General features: G+C 63.4%; 16 protein-coding genes. 9 read left to right on the top strand and 7 right to left on the bottom strand.

The genetic code is table 11. From position 1 onward, the window contains the following. The first annotated feature begins 75 nt into the window (after nucleotides 1-75). From KA712_20505 to KA712_20480, 6 genes are all read left to right on the top strand, one after another. A complete protein-coding gene (locus KA712_20505) occupies nucleotides 76-2,226 on the top strand; it encodes a cytochrome c (protein MCG5055353.1) in 2,151 nt (716 codons plus the stop codon). A 49-nt stretch (nucleotides 2,227-2,275) separates the two neighbouring features. Further along, nucleotides 2,276-4,570: a hypothetical protein gene (locus KA712_20500; GenBank protein MCG5055352.1), complete on the top strand. Its 2,295-nt coding sequence runs from the start codon at nucleotides 2,276-2,278 to the stop codon at nucleotides 4,568-4,570. Between the two features lie 161 nt (nucleotides 4,571-4,731). Further along, a complete protein-coding gene (locus tag KA712_20495) occupies nucleotides 4,732-5,082 on the top strand; it encodes a superoxide dismutase family protein (GenBank protein MCG5055351.1) in 351 nt (116 codons plus the stop codon). Next, nucleotides 4,986-6,770, top strand: a complete 1,785-nt coding sequence (locus KA712_20490; protein ID MCG5055350.1) for a thiamine pyrophosphate-requiring protein — start codon at nucleotides 4,986-4,988, stop codon at nucleotides 6,768-6,770. Before KA712_20495 ends, KA712_20490 begins: the two co-directional genes overlap by 97 nt. 158 nt (nucleotides 6,771-6,928) lie before the next feature. Further along, on the top strand, nucleotides 6,929-8,407 hold the full coding sequence (locus KA712_20485) for a cyclopropane-fatty-acyl-phospholipid synthase family protein (protein MCG5055349.1): 1,479 nt from the start codon (nucleotides 6,929-6,931) through the stop codon (nucleotides 8,405-8,407). Between the two features lie 116 nt (nucleotides 8,408-8,523). Continuing rightward, nucleotides 8,524-8,928 carry a hypothetical protein gene (locus KA712_20480; GenBank protein ID MCG5055348.1) on the top strand — a complete coding sequence of 135 codons (405 nt, stop codon included), beginning with the start codon at nucleotides 8,524-8,526 and terminating at the stop codon, nucleotides 8,926-8,928. Nucleotides 8,929-9,001: 73 nt separating this feature from the next. Here KA712_20480 and KA712_20475 read toward each other — a convergent pair whose 3' ends face one another. The 7 genes from KA712_20475 to KA712_20445 all read right to left on the bottom strand — a co-directional run bounded on the left by KA712_20475 (nucleotide 9,002) and on the right by KA712_20445 (nucleotide 16,531). Further along, nucleotides 9,002-9,166, bottom strand: a complete 165-nt coding sequence (locus KA712_20475; GenBank protein ID MCG5055347.1) for a hypothetical protein — start codon at nucleotides 9,164-9,166, stop codon at nucleotides 9,002-9,004. An 11-nt stretch (nucleotides 9,167-9,177) separates the two neighbouring features. Then, the gene (locus KA712_20470; protein ID MCG5055346.1) at nucleotides 9,178-10,881 is read right to left on the bottom strand and encodes a leucine-rich repeat domain-containing protein; all 1,704 of its coding nucleotides are present in this window, start codon (nucleotides 10,879-10,881) and stop codon (nucleotides 9,178-9,180) included. Next, the gene (locus KA712_20465; protein MCG5055345.1) at nucleotides 10,878-13,631 is read right to left on the bottom strand and encodes a M23 family metallopeptidase; all 2,754 of its coding nucleotides are present in this window, start codon (nucleotides 13,629-13,631) and stop codon (nucleotides 10,878-10,880) included. Before KA712_20465 ends, KA712_20470 begins: the two co-directional genes overlap by 4 nt. Before the next feature lie 8 nt (nucleotides 13,632-13,639). Continuing rightward, nucleotides 13,640-14,485, bottom strand: coding sequence for a hypothetical protein (locus KA712_20460; GenBank protein ID MCG5055344.1), 846 nt, complete (start codon nucleotides 14,483-14,485; stop codon nucleotides 13,640-13,642). 426 nt (nucleotides 14,486-14,911) lie between these two features. Further along, on the bottom strand, nucleotides 14,912-15,946 hold the full coding sequence (locus KA712_20455) for a hypothetical protein (protein MCG5055343.1): 1,035 nt from the start codon (nucleotides 15,944-15,946) through the stop codon (nucleotides 14,912-14,914). A 92-nt stretch (nucleotides 15,947-16,038) separates the two neighbouring features. Further along, nucleotides 16,039-16,314: a DUF2442 domain-containing protein gene (locus KA712_20450; protein ID MCG5055342.1), complete on the bottom strand. Its 276-nt coding sequence runs from the start codon at nucleotides 16,312-16,314 to the stop codon at nucleotides 16,039-16,041. Further along, the gene (locus KA712_20445) at nucleotides 16,286-16,531 is read right to left on the bottom strand and encodes a DUF4160 domain-containing protein (GenBank protein ID MCG5055341.1); all 246 of its coding nucleotides are present in this window, start codon (nucleotides 16,529-16,531) and stop codon (nucleotides 16,286-16,288) included. Before KA712_20445 ends, KA712_20450 begins: the two co-directional genes overlap by 29 nt. A gap of 177 nt (nucleotides 16,532-16,708) precedes the next feature. Between KA712_20445 and KA712_20440 the strand changes: the two genes are divergently transcribed. The 3 genes from KA712_20440 to KA712_20430 are packed head-to-tail and all read left to right on the top strand — an operon-like array spanning nucleotide 16,709 to nucleotide 19,915. After that, nucleotides 16,709-17,590 (top strand): hypothetical protein, encoded by an 882-nt coding sequence (locus KA712_20440; GenBank protein MCG5055340.1) that lies wholly within the window; start codon nucleotides 16,709-16,711, stop codon nucleotides 17,588-17,590. Beyond that, a complete protein-coding gene (locus KA712_20435; protein MCG5055339.1) occupies nucleotides 17,590-18,771 on the top strand; it encodes a hypothetical protein in 1,182 nt (393 codons plus the stop codon). Before KA712_20440 ends, KA712_20435 begins: the two co-directional genes overlap by 1 nt. Nucleotides 18,772-18,775: 4 nt before the next feature. Then, entirely contained in the window at nucleotides 18,776-19,915 is a 1,140-nt protein-coding gene (locus KA712_20430; protein MCG5055338.1) for a hypothetical protein, read from the top strand. The last annotated feature ends 85 nt before the right edge of the window (nucleotides 19,916-20,000 follow it).

The following is a 20,000-nucleotide window of genomic DNA, read 5'->3' as shown; positions in this document are numbered from 1 at the left end:
GGCGCGACGCGTTGCGAATGCGTCGATTTTCGTTGAAACGAAGCGCGTCCGGTGCGCCACTTACTCTCACCACCCATGAAGACGCAGTTCATTTCATCGAGGGGCGGCGTCAACGCGTCGCGCAGTGGAGTCTCCCTTGCAGCGACCCTGTTCGCATCGCTGTTCGCCGTGGGGGCCTGTGCCCCGGGTACGAGTTCCGAGGGCAACGGCGACGACACGGACAGCGCGGGTCAGGGCGGCAGCGGCCCCAACCAGGGCGGCACGGGCACCGGAGAGGGGGGCCTGGGAGGCAGCGCCAGCTCCGGGGGCACCGGGGGAAGCCCCGAGGCGCCCATGCCCGCCAAACGCATCTGCATCGAGGCCGGCAGCGAGGTCAAACCCGACCCGGCCACGCTGAACGGCGTTTACGCGCTCAACTGCGCGGGCTGCCACGGCGCGACCGGCCAGGGTGTCGGCAAGTTTCCGAAGCTCACTGAAGACAAGGGCTTCGAGGCCTTCTCCAAGATTGTTCGCGAAGGCAAAGAAGGCACCGCGGCGGGCGTGATGCCGGCCTTTTCAGAGTCGCATCTTTCGGAAAGCGAGCTGCTGCAGGTCTACGTGACCCTCGCGGGCAAGACCCTCAAGGCCGATCGCACCCTGGGCTGTAACGGCGCAAGCCCTCTCGACGAGGCGGCCATCGCGCGCGCCTTCGAGACGGGCCTCAAGGAGTGGCGCGCTCCGGATCATGAAGACGCGGCCTGCGCCAGCTGCCACGGCCCGATGCCCATCGACCTCGCGTACATCGGCTACGACGACGCCACGATCTTCCGCCGCGCGCTCAAGCACATCAGCGAGGCACAAACACGTGCCGTCATCGATTTCGTGCACGCCATCCGCGCCAAGTACGGCATCGCCGGCCCGAAGAACTTCATGGAGTTTCGGCCCTTCCAGCCGGGGGGCCTCATCATCGGGGGCGCCACGCCTGCAGAACGGGACCACAAGTTCGGCCTGAACCTCAAACAGGCCGCCCCCACGCTCTTTGACGGCGTGCTGGACACGAAGGCCGAGGCCTTGAAGGCCAAGGACGAGCTTTTGGCCATCAACCCCCGCACCTTCCCCATCGGCATCGCGCTCAACCGCTGGACCGAAGACATTCACCACGGCAAGGAACACGGCACGCTCAACGAGTGGATCCCGGACAGGCCGCACATCCCGGTGGACAAAGCGGCCGAGACGGCGCTTTACGCCCTGCACGACAAGTACATCGCCAACCCCACGTGGGAAAACCTCTGGGCCATTCAGGACGCGGGCAAAACGCTCACGAAGCTGACCGGTGTCACCAAGCCAGACGCCAAGGCGCCCGGCTACAACGAACACGACGACTTCGCCTTCCGATCGTACGGCCTCAAGTATGAGTCTGTGCTCTTCGCGCAGCACCACTTCCTCGAAGAGCTGCGGGGGCGTCCGGGCCTCTCCAAGATGAGCGCGTCGCCCTTCCCCGAAAGAAACAGCCTTTGGGAGCTGGGCGACCTGGCCCGCACCCGCGAGAGCGTGTTTTTCCCCAACGACTGCAAGGGCAGCTGGAACACCTGCCTCGGCCTTCCGGCCGACGCCGTCGAGAAGATCGATCAAGCCCAAAACCCACGCACGATGCTGAAGGATCTCAAAGTTGCGTGGTTCTGGGTGGGCTGGTTCTTCGACACCACCCTCTACCGAACCAACAAGAGCAATTCGACGAAAGTGTCCGAGTACTTCACCGCCGAGCTCTACGAGCGTGGTTATTTCAATCACACGGTCTATCACCGCTTCCGCAAGAACCTGGCAGCCGCCTACGAACACCAGGGCGTGGCGAAAGACGCAAACGGCGAACCCGGGATCGACCACTACTGGGCCCATACATACGGCTACTACATGGCCTACAACCGCGGCATCGAGCTCGAGAAGATGCCGAAGGATCCGGAGGCTCTCGCGCTTTACAAGACGCTGGCGGGCAACACCTTTCGCATGATGATGTTGCTCGCTACAGAGCACATTCAGCGCACGGGCAAGGTGAGCGACCGGGAGGTCATGCGGCCCATTTACCGGTCGACGATGCCCATCGCGTTCTCGGAAAAACACGAGTCCGCCGAGACGCTCGCAAAGACGAAGCAGATCGTCGACGAGTACGAAGCCGCTGTGGATGCGGCCTGCGACCGGCGCCCGCTCCGCTACGGCGAGCAGCCCTACCCCAAGCACTGCGGCCCCTGAGCCACTGCGAATTGACAGAGGCCGAGGCGGCGGACCACGCTCGCGTGTGATGCAAAGCAACCTGCGCCGACGGCTCGTTCCCTTCCTGCTGCTGGCCCAGAGCTGTGCGTCCGGTGAGCGTTCTCCGGAGCCGAGCGGCGCGGGCGGTGGTGGTCGAGGGGGCGCGGGAGGCGCTTTGGCTGGGAAGCCAGGGGGCCAGGGCGGGGCCTTCGGGGCTCCCGTCGGGGGCGCGGCTGGCGCGGGGGGCGGACAAAGCAACGGGGGCTCCGGTGATGGCCCTGCGGGTGGCAAAGGAGGCGACGACCTGGCACCCGCAGGGGGCGCGGGCGGATCTGTTTTCGGGACGCCTCTTCCCGATCCAGGGGGCGCTCTGCCCACCTGCGCGCCGGGCGCAGGCGTCAACTCCGAAGACCTCGTGCCCACCGAGCCAGGCTGGCAGGCGCGTTACGACGCCTTGCTGGCGGAGGTGGTCGCGGGCAAGGACTGGCCCATCAAGGCCACGAACACGGACGCCGACGATGGCAAACGAACGTGGTCGCCCCTGCTGGTCAATTTGTGGAAGGCGCGCAACGACCCGGGTGCCCGCCAGATGCTCATCAGCCAACATGGCGCCCGTATCCTGGGGCAAAAAGACCCTGGATACTTGTGGAAGCCGTTCAGCGTGCCCGGCTTGCTCCTCTACTACAAGGCCTACGGAAACGAGCTGCCGCCGGGGCAAAGAGAGACCATCCGCAGCCGCCTCAACGACCGGGAGCCGGGGTTTGGGCGCCCCCACCATGGAGGCAACACGGGCTGGGAAAATCTCATGCGCCCAGACCGCAAAGTCGACCCCATATACCCCATCACCGAGTTCAATTCAGAGAACTTCTTGTGGATGATGCGGCTCGGGGGTTACGTCTTCGCTCACGACTTCGGCGATACGAGCCGCACGCCCTTCTTCGATACGTTCGTCAAGAACCTGGTGCGTGCCACGTTCAATGCGGGACGCGTCGAATGGGACAGCAACAACTACAGCGCGTGGAGCTTTCACCCTGCGCTGGTGGCCTACGACTACGCGGCGTCGGCCGACGACAAGGCGCGCCTCAAGGCGGTTCTCGACTGGATGGTGATCACCACCGCCTTGCACTACCTGGACGGTTTTTTGGTGGGACCTGACGTGCGGGCCAAGAACAACGCCCACGAACGCTTCGCGGGAAGCAACTGGCTTTACAGCTACCTCTACTTTCACGACGAAGGTTTCCCTTCGTTCTCACGCAAGGACTATATCGCAAAGGCCTCGGACCAACTCATGGGGTTCATCCTGCACACGGGTTACAAGCCACCCCAGGTGGCCCTGGACCTGGCCCGGCGCAAGTTCACAACGCCTGTCGAGATGCACAACGCGAAGCCATTTTACGGGCTGGACGAAGACAGCTATGCGGCCTGGAAGGGTAGCAGTCCGAAGGGGCGCCGCTTCGAGTTCGAGACCCTCTTCCTGCACGACGACTACACGCTGGGCAGCGTGGCCACGCATCGCCCTGATGGCAACGCGATCTTCAAGGCTGCCAACCCGAACTTCATCCTGTTTAGCGAACAGCGGGTCTGGGCGCTGGGGGTCCGTCAGCCGTCAGGTGGCGCCCTTCAGATCTTCGGAGGTCCCGGCTACCTGGCAGCGGACGGAACGGATCAGCCCGCCGGGCGTAACCCCTACGAGGAAACGGGACAGTACCGCAACGTGCTCATGCGCCTCATCGACACGCGCGATCGGCTCTGGGTGGGCGTGCCATCGCTACTGCCGGTGGAGGTCGGCAGCGACGTGGCGTTCGCGAATCTCGGCAGCGATGTCTACGCGGCTTGGCGGCCTCTTGGGGCCAAGTCGTTGGTGCGCGAGGACGACAAGCCGGGGGTCGGTGACCGCACGCAGACCTATACGAAGCTGACGTGGTCCTTCGAGGGGCTCGGGGCCCTGGTTCTCGAGGTGGGGACCAAGAAGGAGCACGGTTCCTACGAAAAGTTCAAAGAGGCCATCAAGATGGCCGAACTCCGGAAAGAAGCGGCACGTCGTGTCGTGTACAAGAGCACCCTGGGCCGCGTCCTCACCATGGAGTACTCCGGTCCCAAGGGCGTGTACACGTTTCATGATGGCACCACGTGGATGCCTGCGGGAACCGTGCCCCAGGTTTGGCGCGACGGCGAGCCTGTGGACTTCGAGACCTTCGATGCCTACAAAGTTGTCTGGGGGGAGAAGATCGTAAGCCAGGGCTGGGGAAGCGGCACGCTGACTGCCAGCGTGGCAGGCCGGGGCGTATCCATCTCGGTGGACGACACCAGCGCCACAGTTTCCGCCTGCGCCGTCGGCCGCTAACCGTCGCGCTCATCTCGGGCTCCTGCGGGGCAGTGGCGCTGTGCTGGTGTACGTGCTCCGTAACATTCCCGACCGGCTTTGGCGCTTGCGGTAGCGCACGTGCCGGCGGTGCCGCGACTTTCCGTGCGTGATCGCGGCATCCAGCGGCCGCCCCTCTCGGCATGTCTCTTGCTCACCACGACATCGTTCGCTGTCGTCCCCCGGACGGGGGCCCCGTATCAGAGGAGACACTCGATGGCACCGCTTCAAGCAACGTCCAAGTTCACATCAGCGGCAGGGTGACGGGCCTTTCCAAGGGCCAACACGGGTTTCACATTCATGAGTCCGGAGATTGCAGCGCGCCTGACGCCAAGAGTGCCGGAGTCGGGCCCGAACGGGTCGTGAGGCGCGCTTCACTCACCCTGGGAGACACAAAATGGCCGAAACAGTCAGCGACTACGTCATCAACCGCCTGCATCAGTGGGGCATCAAGCTCGTCTACGGCTATCCCGGAGACGGCATCAACGGCTTGATGGGTGCTTTGGACCGGGCCTCGGACAAGGTCCGCTTCATCCAGGCCCGCCACGAGGAGCTGGCCGCGTTCATGGCCACGGGACATGCGAAGTTCACGAACGAAGTGGGCGTGTGCATGGCGACCTCGGGGCCCGGCGCCATCCACCTGCTCAATGGCCTTTACGACGCTGCCATGGATCATCAGCCTGTCGTGGCCATCGTGGGGCAACAGGCCACCACCGCCCTCGGCGCCGACTATCAGCAAGAAGTCGACCTGATCTCGCTCTTCAAGGACGTGGCCCATCAGTATGTGCACATGTGCTCCACCCCGGCGCAAGCGCGTCACTTGGTTGACCGGGCGGTGCGCATCGCGTTCGCGGAAAGAACGGTGACCTGCATCATCTTCCCCAACGACGTCCAAGAGATGGAGGCCGTGCCCACGCCGCCACGGGTCCATGGCACGTCGCTTTCGGGCATCGGCTACCACACGCCCCGCATCATCCCGCGGGATACCGATCTCGATCGCGCCGCCGAGGTGCTCAACGAGGGTAAACGCGTGGCGATGCTGGTGGGCGCTGGAGCAAAAAAGGCGGCCGGGCTCGTGATTGAAACCGCGCAGGTCCTCGGGGCGGGGGTGGCCAAGGCCCTTTTGGGCAAGGACGTGTTGCCAGATGATCTGCCCTTCGTCACGGGCTCGATTGGCCTTCTGGGAACGAAGCCCAGCGACTACATGATGCAGAACTGCGACACCCTTCTCGTCGTGGGCAGCAGCTTTCCCTATTCAGAGTGGCTCCCCAAGGAAGGTCAGGCGCGGGGCGTCCAGATCGACGTGAAGCCGCGCATGCTGGGGCTCCGTTATCCCATGGAGGTCAACCTGTGCGGTGACGCCCAGGAGACCTTGGCTGCGCTCTTGCCCCGTCTGAGGCCCAAGGCCGATAAGTCTTGGCAGGAACGCCTCGCTCGCGAGGTCATCGCGTGGTGGAAGCTGATGGAAGAGCGTGCGATGAACAGCGCACAGCCCATCAACCCCCAGCGCGTGTTCTGGGAGCTGTCGCCCCGGCTGCCGGATCGCTGCATCCTCACCTGTGATTCGGGCTCGGCGGCCAACTGGTGGGCCCGGGATCTCAAGATCCGCTCGGGCATGATGGCTTCCCTGTCTGGCAATCTGGCCACCATGGGCCCCGGCGTGCCCTACGCATTGGCTGCCAAGTTCGCCCACCCAGATCGCCCGGTGATCGCCGCCGTGGGCGACGGGGCGATGCAGATGAACGGCCTCAATGGACTCATCACGATTGCGGATCACTACACCGAGTGGTCCGACCCCCGGCTCATCGTTTTGGTGTTGCGAAACGAAGATCTCAATCAGGTCACGTGGGAGCAGCGGGTGATGGCCGGCGATCCAAAGTTCGACGCCTCGCAGGTGCTCCCTCCCTTCGAGTATGCGAAGTACGGCGAGATGTTGGGCCTGCGTGGCATCGTAATGAAGACACCGGAGGACGTCGTTCCGGGCTGGGAAGCTGCGCTCACGTCCGACCGGCCCGTCGTGGTCGAAGCGTGGACAGACCCCGAGGTGCCTCCGTTACCCCCTCACATCAAGGTGACGCAGGCGCAGAAGTTCGCGCTCTCCGTCCTCAAGGGAGACTCGCATCGCTGGCGCATGATCAAGCAGTCCGCGAAAGATCTCGCCCACGGGTTCAAGCCCCGCTGAGGGGACGCGGGACCCTGTCCGTGGCCTCGCGTGGCGTCCGTAGGGGGCCCGAGGGTGGCATTTTCAGAGGCTCCTGCCGATAACCCAACCGCTCGAAGCGTGTCTGGATGGTAAGGTTGTCGCCTCTTGCGACCTTCTCCCGAACAAAAGACGCTTCCATGACCTCCCCTGCCGCCATCGACATGCCCTCCGCGGGGGCCGCACCGGACTCTGCCGTCCTGCCCCGGGCCTCCGAACATCGGGAGCGCGGGCGCTCCCACGGAATGCCTTTCATTTTCTGGCTGCTCGAGCAGCGCGTGGCGACTTTGCTTGCTGTTCCCACCCTGGTGGCGCTCGCTGCTTTGTGGGCCTCGGGCTGGGTCTGGTGGGTGGCGCCGCTTGCCTGGGTCCTGGTGCCTCTCCTTTTCGTGATTGGCCCCATCTTGGTCTTGGTGCTCCGCTCACACGCCGTGGGGTCACGGGTCAAGGAGGATTGGCAACCCTACGTGACGTGGAGGGACGAAAACCTGGCGCGGCGCTGGAAGGGCAAACGCATCCCCATGGAGATCCTGTACGAGGCCTACATGGCCGAAAAGCTGGACTTCAAGCAGGACCTCTTCGAGGTGATGCTGCGGCGCAACCGCCTCTTCAAGTTCGCCTTCACCTGGGGCGACGTGAAGTTCTATTTTCGCGAGTTCTTCGGACAGAACGTTACACACAGCGTGAAGTCAGACGAGGGGGACATCGCGCACGTCTACAACCGGGGCAACGATTTTTACAACTGGTTCCTCGGCGAGTCGATGACCTACACGAGCGGGATCTTCCAGGACGCGTCCGAGAGCCTGGAGGCCGCACAAGAGCGCAAGCTCGAGACCGTGTGCCGCTATGTGCAGATGAAGCCCGGCGACAAGCATCTAGACATTGGCTGCGGGTGGGGGCCGCTCATCACGCACGCTGCCAAGCACCACGGAACCCACAGCACGGGCATCACGCTGGCCAAAGAGCAAGCCGAATGGGCGAACGCACGAGCCGCCCAGGCAGGGGTGTCCGACCGCGTGAACGTGATCGTGGACGATTACCGGCATCTTCCTGCCACCACGTACGACAAGATCACCTGCCTCGAGATGGCGGAGCACGTGGGCATCAAGAACTTCCAGAAGTTCCTTTTGCAAGTGCGCAGCATGCTGAAGGACGATGGCATCTTCTACCTGCAGATTGCAGGTTTACGACGCGCCTGGCACTACGAGGACCTCGTTTGGGGTCTTTTCATGGCCAAGTACATTTTTCCTGGGGCCGACGCCAGCTGCCCCCTGGGATTCGTGGTTTCGCAGGCGGAGAGGGCCGGCTTCGAGGTGCACCGGGTGGAGAACTGCGGCGTTCACTATTCCGTAACGATCCGAAAATGGTACGACAACTGGGTCAAGAACGAAGCCCTCGTGGTTGCCAAGTACGGTCAGCGCTGGTTCCGCATGTGGCGCATGTTCCTTGGCTGGTCGGTCATCATCGGAGGGCAAGGAAGCTCGACGGTGTTCATGATCACGCTGACCAAGAACATAAAGAACGACAAGGACACCGTGAGCGTTGACGAAGCGCCTTCCGTCGCCTTCAGCCGCAAGGCCCGCTGGATCGGACGTGACCCCGTGGCCACGCAACAGTAAAAGGCGTTTGACGCGCCACCGGGTGTCTCAGCGTGCGTTGGTTCGTTCCTTGCACACCTTTCCGTTCGCGGCGGGTCCAAAAACCGCCGCATCAATAACGGTAAAGGGAGATGGGGATGAACAAGACACTCGGATGGCTCACGATAGCTACGGCCTTCACGGTCGCAGCTTGCGCAAACAAGGTCACCATGAACCGAAGCGAGGCCGTTCCTGCGGCGGAAGGTCGGGTGCAGGTGGCCAAGGAAAGTAACAACATGCGAGAGATCCAGCTGCAGGTCAGGCATCTCGCACCGCCCGAGCGGGTGAGCGCCCAAGCAAGTCACTACGTCGTTTGGCTGCAGCCCATGATCCCCGAGGCGGGACCTTCGAATCTCGGCGTACTCAGCTTGGGGGAGAATCAGGAAGGCCAAATGGACGCCACCACCCCGTACAAGAGCTTCCAGCTCTTCGTCACGGCGGAGCAGGATCCGCAGAGCACCGAACCTTCGGGTGATCGGCTGCTCTGGACCACGGTCGAGTAGTGTCGCGGGGCGCGTGCAGCCGCCGTTGCTGCACGCGCGCGGACTCTCGGGGTTGGTTTGATTTCGCTTGGGGTCAGCCCGAAAAGCCGAAGGGACGGGGTACGATGATGACGCGCACGCGCTTGTCGCCATCGGGCAGCTCCAGCTCAACACCCTTCGCGAGTTCTTCGGTCGTCGTCAGTACCTCGACGGTGAGTGATGTTTCCTTGTGCGGCGTGGGTTCTTCTTGTGTGCCCATGTGGCTCGACCTCATAGCCTCAAAGTCTTGGTGCGGCACTTGTCCTGGGGGCAGAATCGAATGCGTATGGCTGCGCTCTTTGGATTGATGATGAGGCGGTAGCTGCCATTTTCGGTGGCCTCGAAGCTCGGGGAAGACAATGTCGCGCGAGCGTCCTCGAAAAGTCCCACCGGGTTCGCCCAGAGCGCGACGACTTCTTCTGTGAACTCTCGCGTGGTCACATCCCGGATCGTTCCTACGAGGCCCCTGCGAGGGTCTTTGCTGCCGTAGGTAGGCGCGAAGGAGAAGCGGAAGGGCGGGCCTGCCTTTTCGAGAGGTGGCACGGTAAAGGTGCGGGGCGCGAATGTCCACACGCCTTCGGCGTTGCGATAGAAGAGGGCCAACGCGTGATACGAGGTCAGGTCGTCCGTGAGGCGAATCTGCATCACGACCTCGTTCAGGCGCTTCTTCTCGCGCGGGAGGAAGAGCAACTCTTCCTCGAAAATGTCCACTGCCACGGTGGTTTCCTGGTGAAAGTAGTCGCTGTAGAGAGACCGATCCCTGTTGGTTGTCCAGGGGATCAACGATAGGTCGAGCAGGAGCTTGAAGATGTCCATGTCGTTGTGTGCGGCGTGTAGGCGGAGGATTTTCTCCTTGAACTCGTAGGGGTCGAGCGGACGCGGCACCTGCTTGGGCGATGGCAACATGTAGTGGCCGTTCATGTATCTTTCAAGGCGACCCACCCACTGGGGAGACGGCCGGGGCTCTGAGCGTCCGGCGCAGTGGAGCGACTCGAGCTTCGGCAGAGTGGCCAGCTCTGCCCAGGGGCAGTCCATCGAATGTTCGCCCAATCCGACCTTGATCTCGACGAGGTTTTTGAGGTTGCCGACCTCCTTCGGTAGCGAAGTCAATTCGGAAAAAGTCCCTATAAGGGTGCGGAGTGAACGCAGTTGGCCGATCTCGGGGGGCAGGGTCTTGATGGGCGTTCTGTAGAAGTTGAGGCGCTCGAGGTTCGAGAGCTTGCCAATCTCGGGTGGAAGCTCCGAGACGGCGCTGTGTTCTAGGTCGAGTGACCTCAGGGAAGAAAGCTCTCCGATGCTGGGCGGAAGTCTCGTGATCCGCTTGCTTTCCGATAGGTCAAGAAACCTGAGATTCTTGAGCTTGCCGATGCCTTCGGGAATAGAGGTGTGTCCGCCGCCGATCTCGAAAGCCTCCAACTTGTCGAGTTGCCAGATCCAATCCGGAAACTCGATGAGGTTGGGGCCGTCGAGGCCGAGATGACGGAGCCGGGGAAGATCGAGAGGCTCTTTCGACAGGCTCTCGAAGACACGAAGAAAGTCGAGGTGAGGAAGCGATTCGAGCTCCTTTCCCGCTGCGTCGATCATGAGGCCACGAACGAACCCGCGGTGCTTGAGAGCCAAGTCAAGGTCGAAGAAGATTCCAGACTCGAGACTCTTCGCGAGGTCGTTGTGGTGCTCGAAGGCCTGCTCCAAACGTCTCCGTATATTTGGGGGTGCCGCATTCCAAACGAGTTCTTCGAACGTCTCTACATTTCCGAAGACCTCGGCGATGGGCTTGGTCTTTTCCGAGTCGAGGAAACCCTTGAACTCTTCGTAGATCCGTTCGCGATCGGTACGCAGGATGGCTTCCCGGGCCGCTTTGTCGTCGTTGAAGGAATGCGCCGCGTCGCCGCCTGCTGCGAGCAGAAGAAACACTGAGAAAAAGGCTTGGATCATTTTGGGGGGGCGTCCCTTGTCGTTGAAGGTCTATCCCGTGTCAGGAATGGGGTGCGTCGCTTGCGTGCGAGTTGTTCGATGGCCTCATCGAGCTGTGCGGCGAGTTCTGGCCACAAGGGGTGTGTATCCGAGAGCCGCTGGGCATAGGGCTTCCTCCCTTCGAGGGCGACGACCGCCTTGCAGGCCTTTTGGAAGTCTGTCCGCGCTTTGGCTTGTTGGGCCTTTGTGCCCGTGTTCAAGCCCTCTGCCAGACTGTCGCGGAGCTTGATGGCCTTGTCGAGGTCCTCCTTCAGATCTTCAGGGGCGTTTTTCTCTGCGTCGAACAGATCTGCAGCCAGCTCGTCTCGGTATGCGCGGTCGATGTCGGTGGTGCACGCCAACACAAGGGCTGTGCGGCGGAACGGATCATTCAGGCTGGACGTCAAGCGCTCGAATATGAAACGGTTGACTAGCTTTCTCTCTTGTCGAGGCCGAAATTTAGTGAAAGGCACCGTTCGATCCCACGCCCGCTCGACCGCCACACTCCACCTGCGGGCCACATTGGGCCGGTTGATGTGTGCATCCAAGATCAGGGCCTGCCCCAGCTCAGAGCGATAGGCCTCCGCAAGGTGCACGGTAACGATGGGTTGGTTCTTTGTCTCGAGGGTTGCGGACCATCCTCGAATGACGTCCATCCGCCGCAGGCCTTGGGCCATGAAGCTGTTGCGAAAGACGTCGTGTTCCATTGCCATGCGCAGAAGGTAGGCGGGGTAGAACGCGCGCAGCGCTTCCTTCGCTGCGGGAGACGTGAGCTTCTGCCCATCGAAGATGAAGTGACCCGTTTTCATCTCTCCGCCTCCCGCGCGTTTCACGTCGAGGCCTCGCGCGGTGAACAGCTCATGAAAGAGCTCGGGGTGCTGCTCCTTGACCAGCGAAAGCACCCCGGCCAGCTCCCCCGGATCGCCTCCCGTTCCCCCTGCATGCTGGAATGGTCCGAAGGTGATGAACTGGTTGTCGTAGGTGTTGACCGCTTCGAGCCCACCCTCCACGTTCCATAGCGAAGCCCAGATTCGCTTCACCTCGGCGGGCAATTTCACCTCTACACTCTTTCCGTCGATCAACATGTCGTAGAGGTCTGGTGGATCGTTCCCCGCCAGGCCGAGCCGCTTGCCGTAGCGGAGCACCTTGCCCAGACACCAGTCTTCGCTGCCCTCGGGGCCTGGGTCGTGAACCCAAACTTCAATCCCGCCTTTCCAGGGTGCGTCAGAGACGTCGACGCCATGAACGGCCCGAACCCGCTCGCCCACCTCAGCGTAGAAGACAGGATGAGGCATCTGCCGTTGCAAGATATGCTTCATGAAGCCTATCGGATGAACGTGATGGGCGACTGCGTTCGGAGGAAGTCCCAGCGCTTTCGCCTCGGGCAGAAGCTGTCGCCACCAAGAATAGCGGTTCGCGTCCTTCATCTCCATCTGGGTGAGCCTGTACCTCTGCTGCCACGCCGGGCTTCGCGCAGCAACGGCTTCCCAGTCGATCGCCCAGTAGGAGGTGTTCTTGGTCGCAAGCCGGCGGAGCTTTGCCTTCGTTGATGCCGAAACTTCGGAGAGAAACTGAGCCCGTGTCGGCGGGCTGGTCGCCAGCTTGCCCTCAACGCAATCGAAGGCGAGCTTCTTCAGCATCGCGACGAGGTCGGCATCCTTGAGCTTCTCGAGCGTCGGGCCAAGTTCGGCCATGACGTCTTTGTCCGTGTCATCTGCAAGCCATGTAAAGGCGTCTGCAGTCGTCTTGGCGAAGGCTTCATCGCCGAAGATCTCCAGGTGGATGCCGCTGGACGGCGTGGAGCCCGCGCGTAGTTCGTCGTGTTCGGGCTGGATGTGTCCAGCCCAGCCGAGCACTTCACCGGCGAACACTGGTATCTCGAGCGGCGTGACACCACCGGCTACGAGCTTCTGGATCTGGCTTGCCATGCCGGGGATTTCTTGAACTGTCGCCGAGGTGAACGAGACCCAGCCCTCCTTCGGATCGCCGTTGCCGACGCCCAGCACACGCACGAGCCGAAACGGTCCCTTGGTCTCCTCGCGTGCATGAGCCACGGAGCCCGAAGGTGCCCTGAAGAGGGTGGTCTTACCGGCGGCCCACTCCTCAGACTTCCCTCGGCGGTAAGGCTGAGGTTCGGAGCGCAGCTCGGCGATCGTACGCTTCCCGCCTTTTCGTGCCGCGGTCGTGCCGTTGAGCTTGACGTAGGTCCCATCGGCTGGCTTGCCCTGCAGGAGGTACGGTCGAAGGTGCAAAAGCCAAGGCGCCAGTTCATCCGTACCCGATAGCCCCTCGAGGTGCTGGTACAAGGCGAAAAAGGTCAGATTCTCGAGCCGTTTGGGTTTCCGCCAGAGCTTCTCTTCCTGCGGTTGGGGGCACGTGATGGTGTGGCGCACGAGAACGAAGCCGCGTGAGCCGAAAACGTTACGCTCACGCGAGCGCTCACCCAGGCAGGCAGCGACGATCGTTCCGTCACACAGGGCGTGTACTGGCGTCCCCCGCGCGGACCAGAGGTGAATGCCATTGTGCCACGTTTGATAAAGACCGATGGGGAACAGGCCGTTGGCGCCGCTTTCGTTGTTTCTTGCCAGGACTTCCAGATCGTCTTCTCGCAGCAGCTCACCGCCTTTGCCCTTGCAACCTGGTAAAGCCAACGGCAAGCGCAGGCCACGGAAGAAATGCTCCGTGCGAGCCGATTCCAGCCGCGTCCTCTCCGAACGTCCTACTTTGCTCATGGGGCGGCTCACCCTTCCTTCTTGGGGAGGTTGGGTATGGTGAGCGTGTAGGCGCCACGTTTCACCTCGCTCCATACGGCGCTACCTTTTGGGTCGAGCCGCCCCTGGCAAGGCCCCCCCGGCCCCGCAAGCTCGTAGGCGGCGTTCCCCACCGCGGTACCGTCTGCGAAGGCGACCTCGAGGATGAGACGATGGGAGCGTGGCGTCGCCTGCGGGGCCAGCTGCGAAGGCGTCAAGGGTTGTGTCGCCACCTGCGGTCGGGCGACCGGGATAGGCTTTCTCAGCAGGACGAAGCCATGTTGTGAGGCAGGACTGTTCAGGTCGACGATATGCGCCACCAAGGTCTCGACCAGACCTGGCAGCTTCGCCTCCTTTGCTGCTGCCGCTACGATACGCTGTGCGTGCATGGCGGAGATCGCGTCGTAGCCACCCTCGCGCCGCACGAGATCGGCGTCTTCTCGGAAGACCAGCCGATAGGCGGCTCCGCCGTGTCGGAAGGTACGTCCGACGGCGGCTCTGAAGGCATCCACGGCATCCCACCCGGGGTCACCCTTGTCGCCGTTTCCTTCGATGGTTGCGACGATGAGCCAACCGGCCGAGAGGCTGTCCAAGATCGTCCGCCTGAGAGCCTGAGAATCCGTGAGCGATACGAATCCACCCACACGATCGAGCAGATCGAAGACCCGCATACTTTGCCATGTCAGCACCTCGTCGAGGCACTGCTCGATGATGATATCGCCGGCGTGATACTCGATCGCAGGCGTCTCACCTGGAAAGCGTGGCCGACGTAGCTCGAACGGCCCCCGGAGGGTGTCGAGAATCACGCGCGGATCGTCGGGCGAACGGCGTATCATGAAGAAGTCCCAGGATGATTCACGCCCTCATCGGCCTAAATTTAGAACGTACGGAAGTGATCGATCTCCGCGAGCGGCAGCGTGAAATCTGCACCGGGTGGTTTCGGCGCCAGCGGAAACCCACCGGGCATAGGTTCCAGCGCAAGAGGATCTCCGCACCCCGTTTCGCCACCCAGAGGCTCCGTGATGGATTGAAGGCGCCGTGCAGGTCCCGGCCGATACGCACAACGTAGCCAGCCACCTGCCAACGATCAGCGGCTATCTCACAGGCCCGCGCCCGCACGACTACCTGCTCCTCGAGCCAGGCGTCGGCTCGAGCCCGCAGCGCTTTGTCGTCATGTCCCACGAGGAAGTCGTGGTACGCAGGGCGAGGGGCCCATCCCCGTGAGAGCGAGAGCCGATAGAGAACATAACCCTTGGGGGGCGTCACCAGGCACGGCCCTCGAGGAGCAACGCCAAGCCGAACCCCTGGGTCACCTCCACATCGATGGCAACGCGCCTTTCCTTTCGCTGGTAGCCTTTGTAGTAAAGGAAAGCCCCCAAGCCCAGCGCGACCGCGCCCAGTGCGTAGCTTGCGTATTGCAAACGCTCCATGTTTGTTCCCTGTGTTTCGAGGGCGGGCCGCCTTTCGGCGTTGGCAGGGTTCGCGTAGTCACTCTCGAGCTCTTTGACACGAAAGCTCGCATAGATTCCGGTCCCCACGGCGGCCAGGCCCAGGGTGCCCACGAGCCATCCTGCCAGACGAAGCCCCTCACCGGGGGCCGCGGCGCGGGGAGGGGAAGGCTCGGTGGTTACCGTCGCCCTATCCTGTGGGCCGGCCATTTTCCCCGGCGGCGCAAGCTGCAAGATCGGTTCGTGGGCGGGGGCATCGCCAGGAGCGTCGGGAAGCTGCAGGATGGTGGAGCTTCCCGCACGGACGAAGGCCTTCGAGGCGGTAAGTACCTTGCTCCCCACGGTGACGTAAACTGCAACATGACCTGCGGCCACGCGCAGGGGCCGTGGCAGGGGAAGCTCGACCGCAGGCAGGCTGCCGACGGTCACCAGCGCCCCTGGGGGCCCGCCTCGAATATCGAGATCGCCAAGGTGGGTACGCACGGTCGCGAGGGACGACAGAAAGATGTCGTTGTTTTCTTTGACCCAAGGGTCGTTCGACGATGCCAGCGCCTCTTGCAAATGCAGCTCGGCATCCACCCACCGCTCGAGCGCGAACTCGACGAGGCCCAGTTGCCCCGCGGTGCGCGGTGTCGAGCGGGTGTCATAGGCCCGGCGAAAGTAGTGGTAGGCTTCGAAGTCCTTGCCTTTGGTGCGCAGTTCGTTTCCCCGCTTGATGAGAGCCTCCACGTCCACCTCCGGCTCGGCCGCCTGAGCGTAGGGGGCTTCGACGGCCGCCGTGACGAAGCAAAGGACAAGGGGAAACGAGAGCCAACGAGCCCAGGACCTGCGTGTGGAGCCGATAGACATGATGGCTCGGCAGTATAGGGGAAAGCGGGCGCAATGCATCACTCAGCGTCGCCCGGCGGCCATCGAGGCGCCTGCCTAACTTAGGCGCATGTTTAGGCCGCGCCTTGTCGGCGGGGGACCGCTGCAGGAACTCCTCGAAGGAGTCCGTGTGCGCTTATGTCTTCGTCAATATCGGCCCAGTGTATTCCGTAGCCGCCGCCTGAGATGCTCCAGTTCGCGCGTTGCTCTGCCGTCGCATGAAGCAGACGGGGAAACCACACGAGGGGCACCGAAATGATTCTTCCGTCGGCGAGATGGGCGGCAACAGAGTCCGAATCAACTTCAACGTTGACGATGCGTTCACCCGGGTTCGGAAGAAAAGTATTCATCCCATGCCTCGATCAGTGTGTTTTGGTTTTCAGACACCTGACGTTCAAGCTTTGCAAGCTCGCGAGCAGCGAACCCCAAGGTTAGCGCCAACCCGACCGGTGCAATCCAGAATTTCGCCGTTCGACTGTCCCGGTCAACGTGCACATGGGGAGGTTCGTCTGGCTCGTGGCTGTAGAAATAGAGCCGGTATGGACCGGATCGAAGCACGGTGGGCATGATGTCGTATCCTACGAGTTTCCTTGTGGAAAAGGCTCCTATTCGCAGAGGTCGCGCGGGCGTTCGCCAAGAAGCGAGGCATGCCGGGCGTGCAGGCGCGGGACCGCGCCCCCGAGCCAAGGGCCCAACCTGGCGGTCGCTTGACACGACTTGGTCACCATTCGTAAATACGCGGCCGTGACGAACTCCTGGGGCATCTGGAAACGACAGGTATTGGCGGCTTTGGCTGCGATGGGCGCGCTGTGCTTGCTATCGACCCCGTCGGAGGCGGCGTCGCCGGCCATCGGCAAACTGGCATTCTTGCCCTTGGAGGGCGCGCCGGGGGTGAGCCAGCTGCTCGAAGAGGGCGTTCGTGACGCTCTGGCAGACGAAGGCGCTGACGTGCAGGCAGAGGGTGACACGCGGGCACGTCTGCAGAGGGCGGCTGTGTCGCCCAACTGTCAGGAGCCAGCCTGCTACACCACACTCGGATCGACCTTGGGCGCGCCCTACCTGTTGTTCGCGGTTGCCCATGAGGACCCGGGCGGCCCCGCTGGAACGTTTTCGCTGCGGCTGGAAATTCGCGAGTCGGTCAGTGGGCGGGTCATTGCGGAGGACGAGACCGTGTTCACCAGTGACTTCACCGCGCCGAAACCGCGTGCGTACGCCCGTACGAAGGCGCTTTATCGCTCGTTCGTCGACAAGACGAGCAAGCCCCTGGCGGCGGGGCCCGTGGTGCAGCTGGTCGAGACCAAGGACGACGAGCCCAGTACCTGGAAGAGCTACCTGCCGCTGACGGGGGTGGTTGTGGGCGTGGCGGTGCTGGCCGCCGGGACGACGCTTTGGCTCATCGATGGCACCGTCGCGGACACCCGGCAAACCAGCACGGGCATCGAGCGTGACTACTACCGGACCGCGACAGAAGGAAAAGCGCTCGCGGCAGGCGGGGCTGCTGTGTTCCTGGCATCCGGAGCGCTGTGGTGGTACGCCCGCGGCGAGCAGCCGGGCGCCAGCTCCAAGGCCCCTGTGGTGGGCGTCAACCTGTTGCCAGGCGGGCTTCTGCTCGCGGGGAGTTTCTGATGAAGTGCACGAGCAAAGTCATCAGCCTTGCGGCTGTATTGATGGTGATGTCGAGTCTGCAGGCCTGCGAGACCGAAACAGTGGGGCCGTTTTGCGACAGGGACGAGCAGTGCCCAGCCAGCCGGCTCTGCAACAAGGCGACGCGCATATGCGCCGGCGGGGACGCGGCGGTAACGGACGCGCAGGACGCGGCCGGGCCGGAGCAGCCCGGCAGCGACGGGGGCTCTGAGGACGCCGGGGGGGTGGACGCGGCGGCGCCCCCGGAGTGCAAAAGCACAGCGGAGTGCGTGGCGCTGGACCCTGGGCGGCCGCTGTGTGTGACGGGAAAGTGCGTGCCGTGCACGGCGGGACCAGGGCCCGGTGGCTCGTCGTGCGCGGACGTGCCTCTGACACCTGTGTGTGCGGCGGAGGGGCCTCTTGCGGGTCAATGCGTGACGTGCACGCCGGGAGCACAGGGCGCGTGCACGGGCATGACGCCCATCTGTGACGCGGCCACGAACAGCTGCCGCACGTGCGGGCAGGATGCGGAGTGCGCGGTGCGGGACCCCGCGGGGCCTGGCATCTGCATGGACCACGAGGACGGGCGGTGCGCGTCGGCGGCCGAGACGGTCGTGGTGCAAGGCACGAACCTGCAGGCGGCGCTGGAGGCCTCGCAGGGCAAGGCGCTGGTGCTGGTCAAGGGCAACACGAAGGAGGCCATCTACGCGGGTCCCGGCAAAATCGCCATCATCGGCGCCGGTGCCACGAGGCCCATCATCTCGGGCGGCGGCGTCACAAGCCCCGGCCTGGACGTGACGGGGGGCGAGGTGTTCCTGAGGAACTTGGAGTTTCAATTATCGAACCCCGGGCTGAAGGCCAAAGCGTCGACCATACACATACGCAATTGCTCCGTCTCCAAGAACCGCGGGGGCATTGTCCTCGACGACGCGGCATTCACAATTGAAAACACCTCCGCCTCCGACAACGACGAAGGTATGTACTCAAACAACAGGTTCGGGGGCATCTTGGTGCAAAGCCCTCGCTCGCCCAAGCGCCTGCGGAACGTGCAAATCAACGACAACAAAGAAGCAGGGCTCAAGTGCATCGGCGGGTCCATCGACCTCGACAGCACGGTGACGGCGGCCCGGAACAAGCCGATGATGTCCCCCGAGTTCAACATCGACACCACCTGTAGGCCCTGAGGCCATGGACCGCCGGCTGCGCAGACTTGCCATGACCTTTGCGTGCTGCCAACTCGTCGGCGCCTGCTCCTTTTCCCCTTCGGTAGACCTGGCCGACGCCGGCGGGGACGCGGCGGTAACGGACGCGCAGGACGCGGCCGGGCCGGAGCAGCCCGGCAGCGACGGGGGCTTTGAGGACGCCGGGGGGGTGGACGCGGCGGCGCCCCCGGAGTGCAAAAGCACAGCGGAGTGCGTGGCGCTGGACCCTGGGCGGCCGCTGTGTGTGACGGGAAAGTGCGTGCCGTGCACGGCGGGACCAGGGCCCGGTGGCTCGTCGTGCGCGGACGTGCCTCTGACACCTGTGTGTGCGGCGGAGGGGCCTCTTGCGGGTCAATGCGTGACGTGCACGCCGGGAGCACAGGGCGCGTGCACGGGCATGACGCCCATCTGTGACGCGGCCACGAACAGCTGCCGCACGTGCGGGCAGGATGCGGAGTGCGCGGTGCGGGACCCCGCGGGGCCTGGCATCTGCATGGACCACGAGGACGGGCGGTGCGCGTCGGCGGCCGAGACGGTCGTGGTGCAAGGCACGAACCTGCAGGCGGCGCTGGAGGCCTCGCAGGGCAAGGCGCTGGTGCTGGTCAAGGGCCACACGAAGGAGGCCATCTACGCGGGTCCCGGCAAAATCGCCATCATCGGCGCCGGTGCCACGAGGCCCATCATCTCGGGCGGCGGCGTCACAAGCCCCGGCCTGGACGTGACGGGGGGCGAGGTGTTCCTGAGGAACTTGGAGTTCAAGGGGTCGTCGCTAGGCTTACGTGTCAAATCAGCCATTGTGGAGGCCCAGGCCATCGACCTTTCCGACAACCGTGGCCCTGGCCTCGTGGTCACCGGTAGCACGCTCTCGATGAACAGCTGCACCGTGACCCGGAACGAAAGCGGCATTCTGCTCAACGATGCGGTGTTTTCTATCGAAGACACCTCCGTGTCGGACAACATCGATGGAATCATCGTGCAAAGTCCCCGGTTCCCGAGGCGGCTGCGCAGGGTTCAAATTTTCGACAACGCTGTCGGCCTGACCTGCAGCGCGCCCATCGAGTTCGATGACGCCGTGACGGTCACAGGGAACTCAGCACAGGACGTCCATCCTAACTGCAGGCCGTGATCCCACCCATCGCGCCCCTCCCCCCCGCGGGGCGGCGCGATGGGTGATCTGCCTGTGTTTACTGCAGGTACTGCAGGTACTGCAG

The organism is Myxococcales bacterium (genome assembly GCA_022184915.1).
Taxonomy (GTDB): Bacteria; Myxococcota_A; Polyangia; order Fen-1088; family Fen-1088; genus JAGTJU01.
Note: the sequence above shows the minus strand (reverse complement) of the source record. Positions and strands in the feature narration are given on the sequence as shown.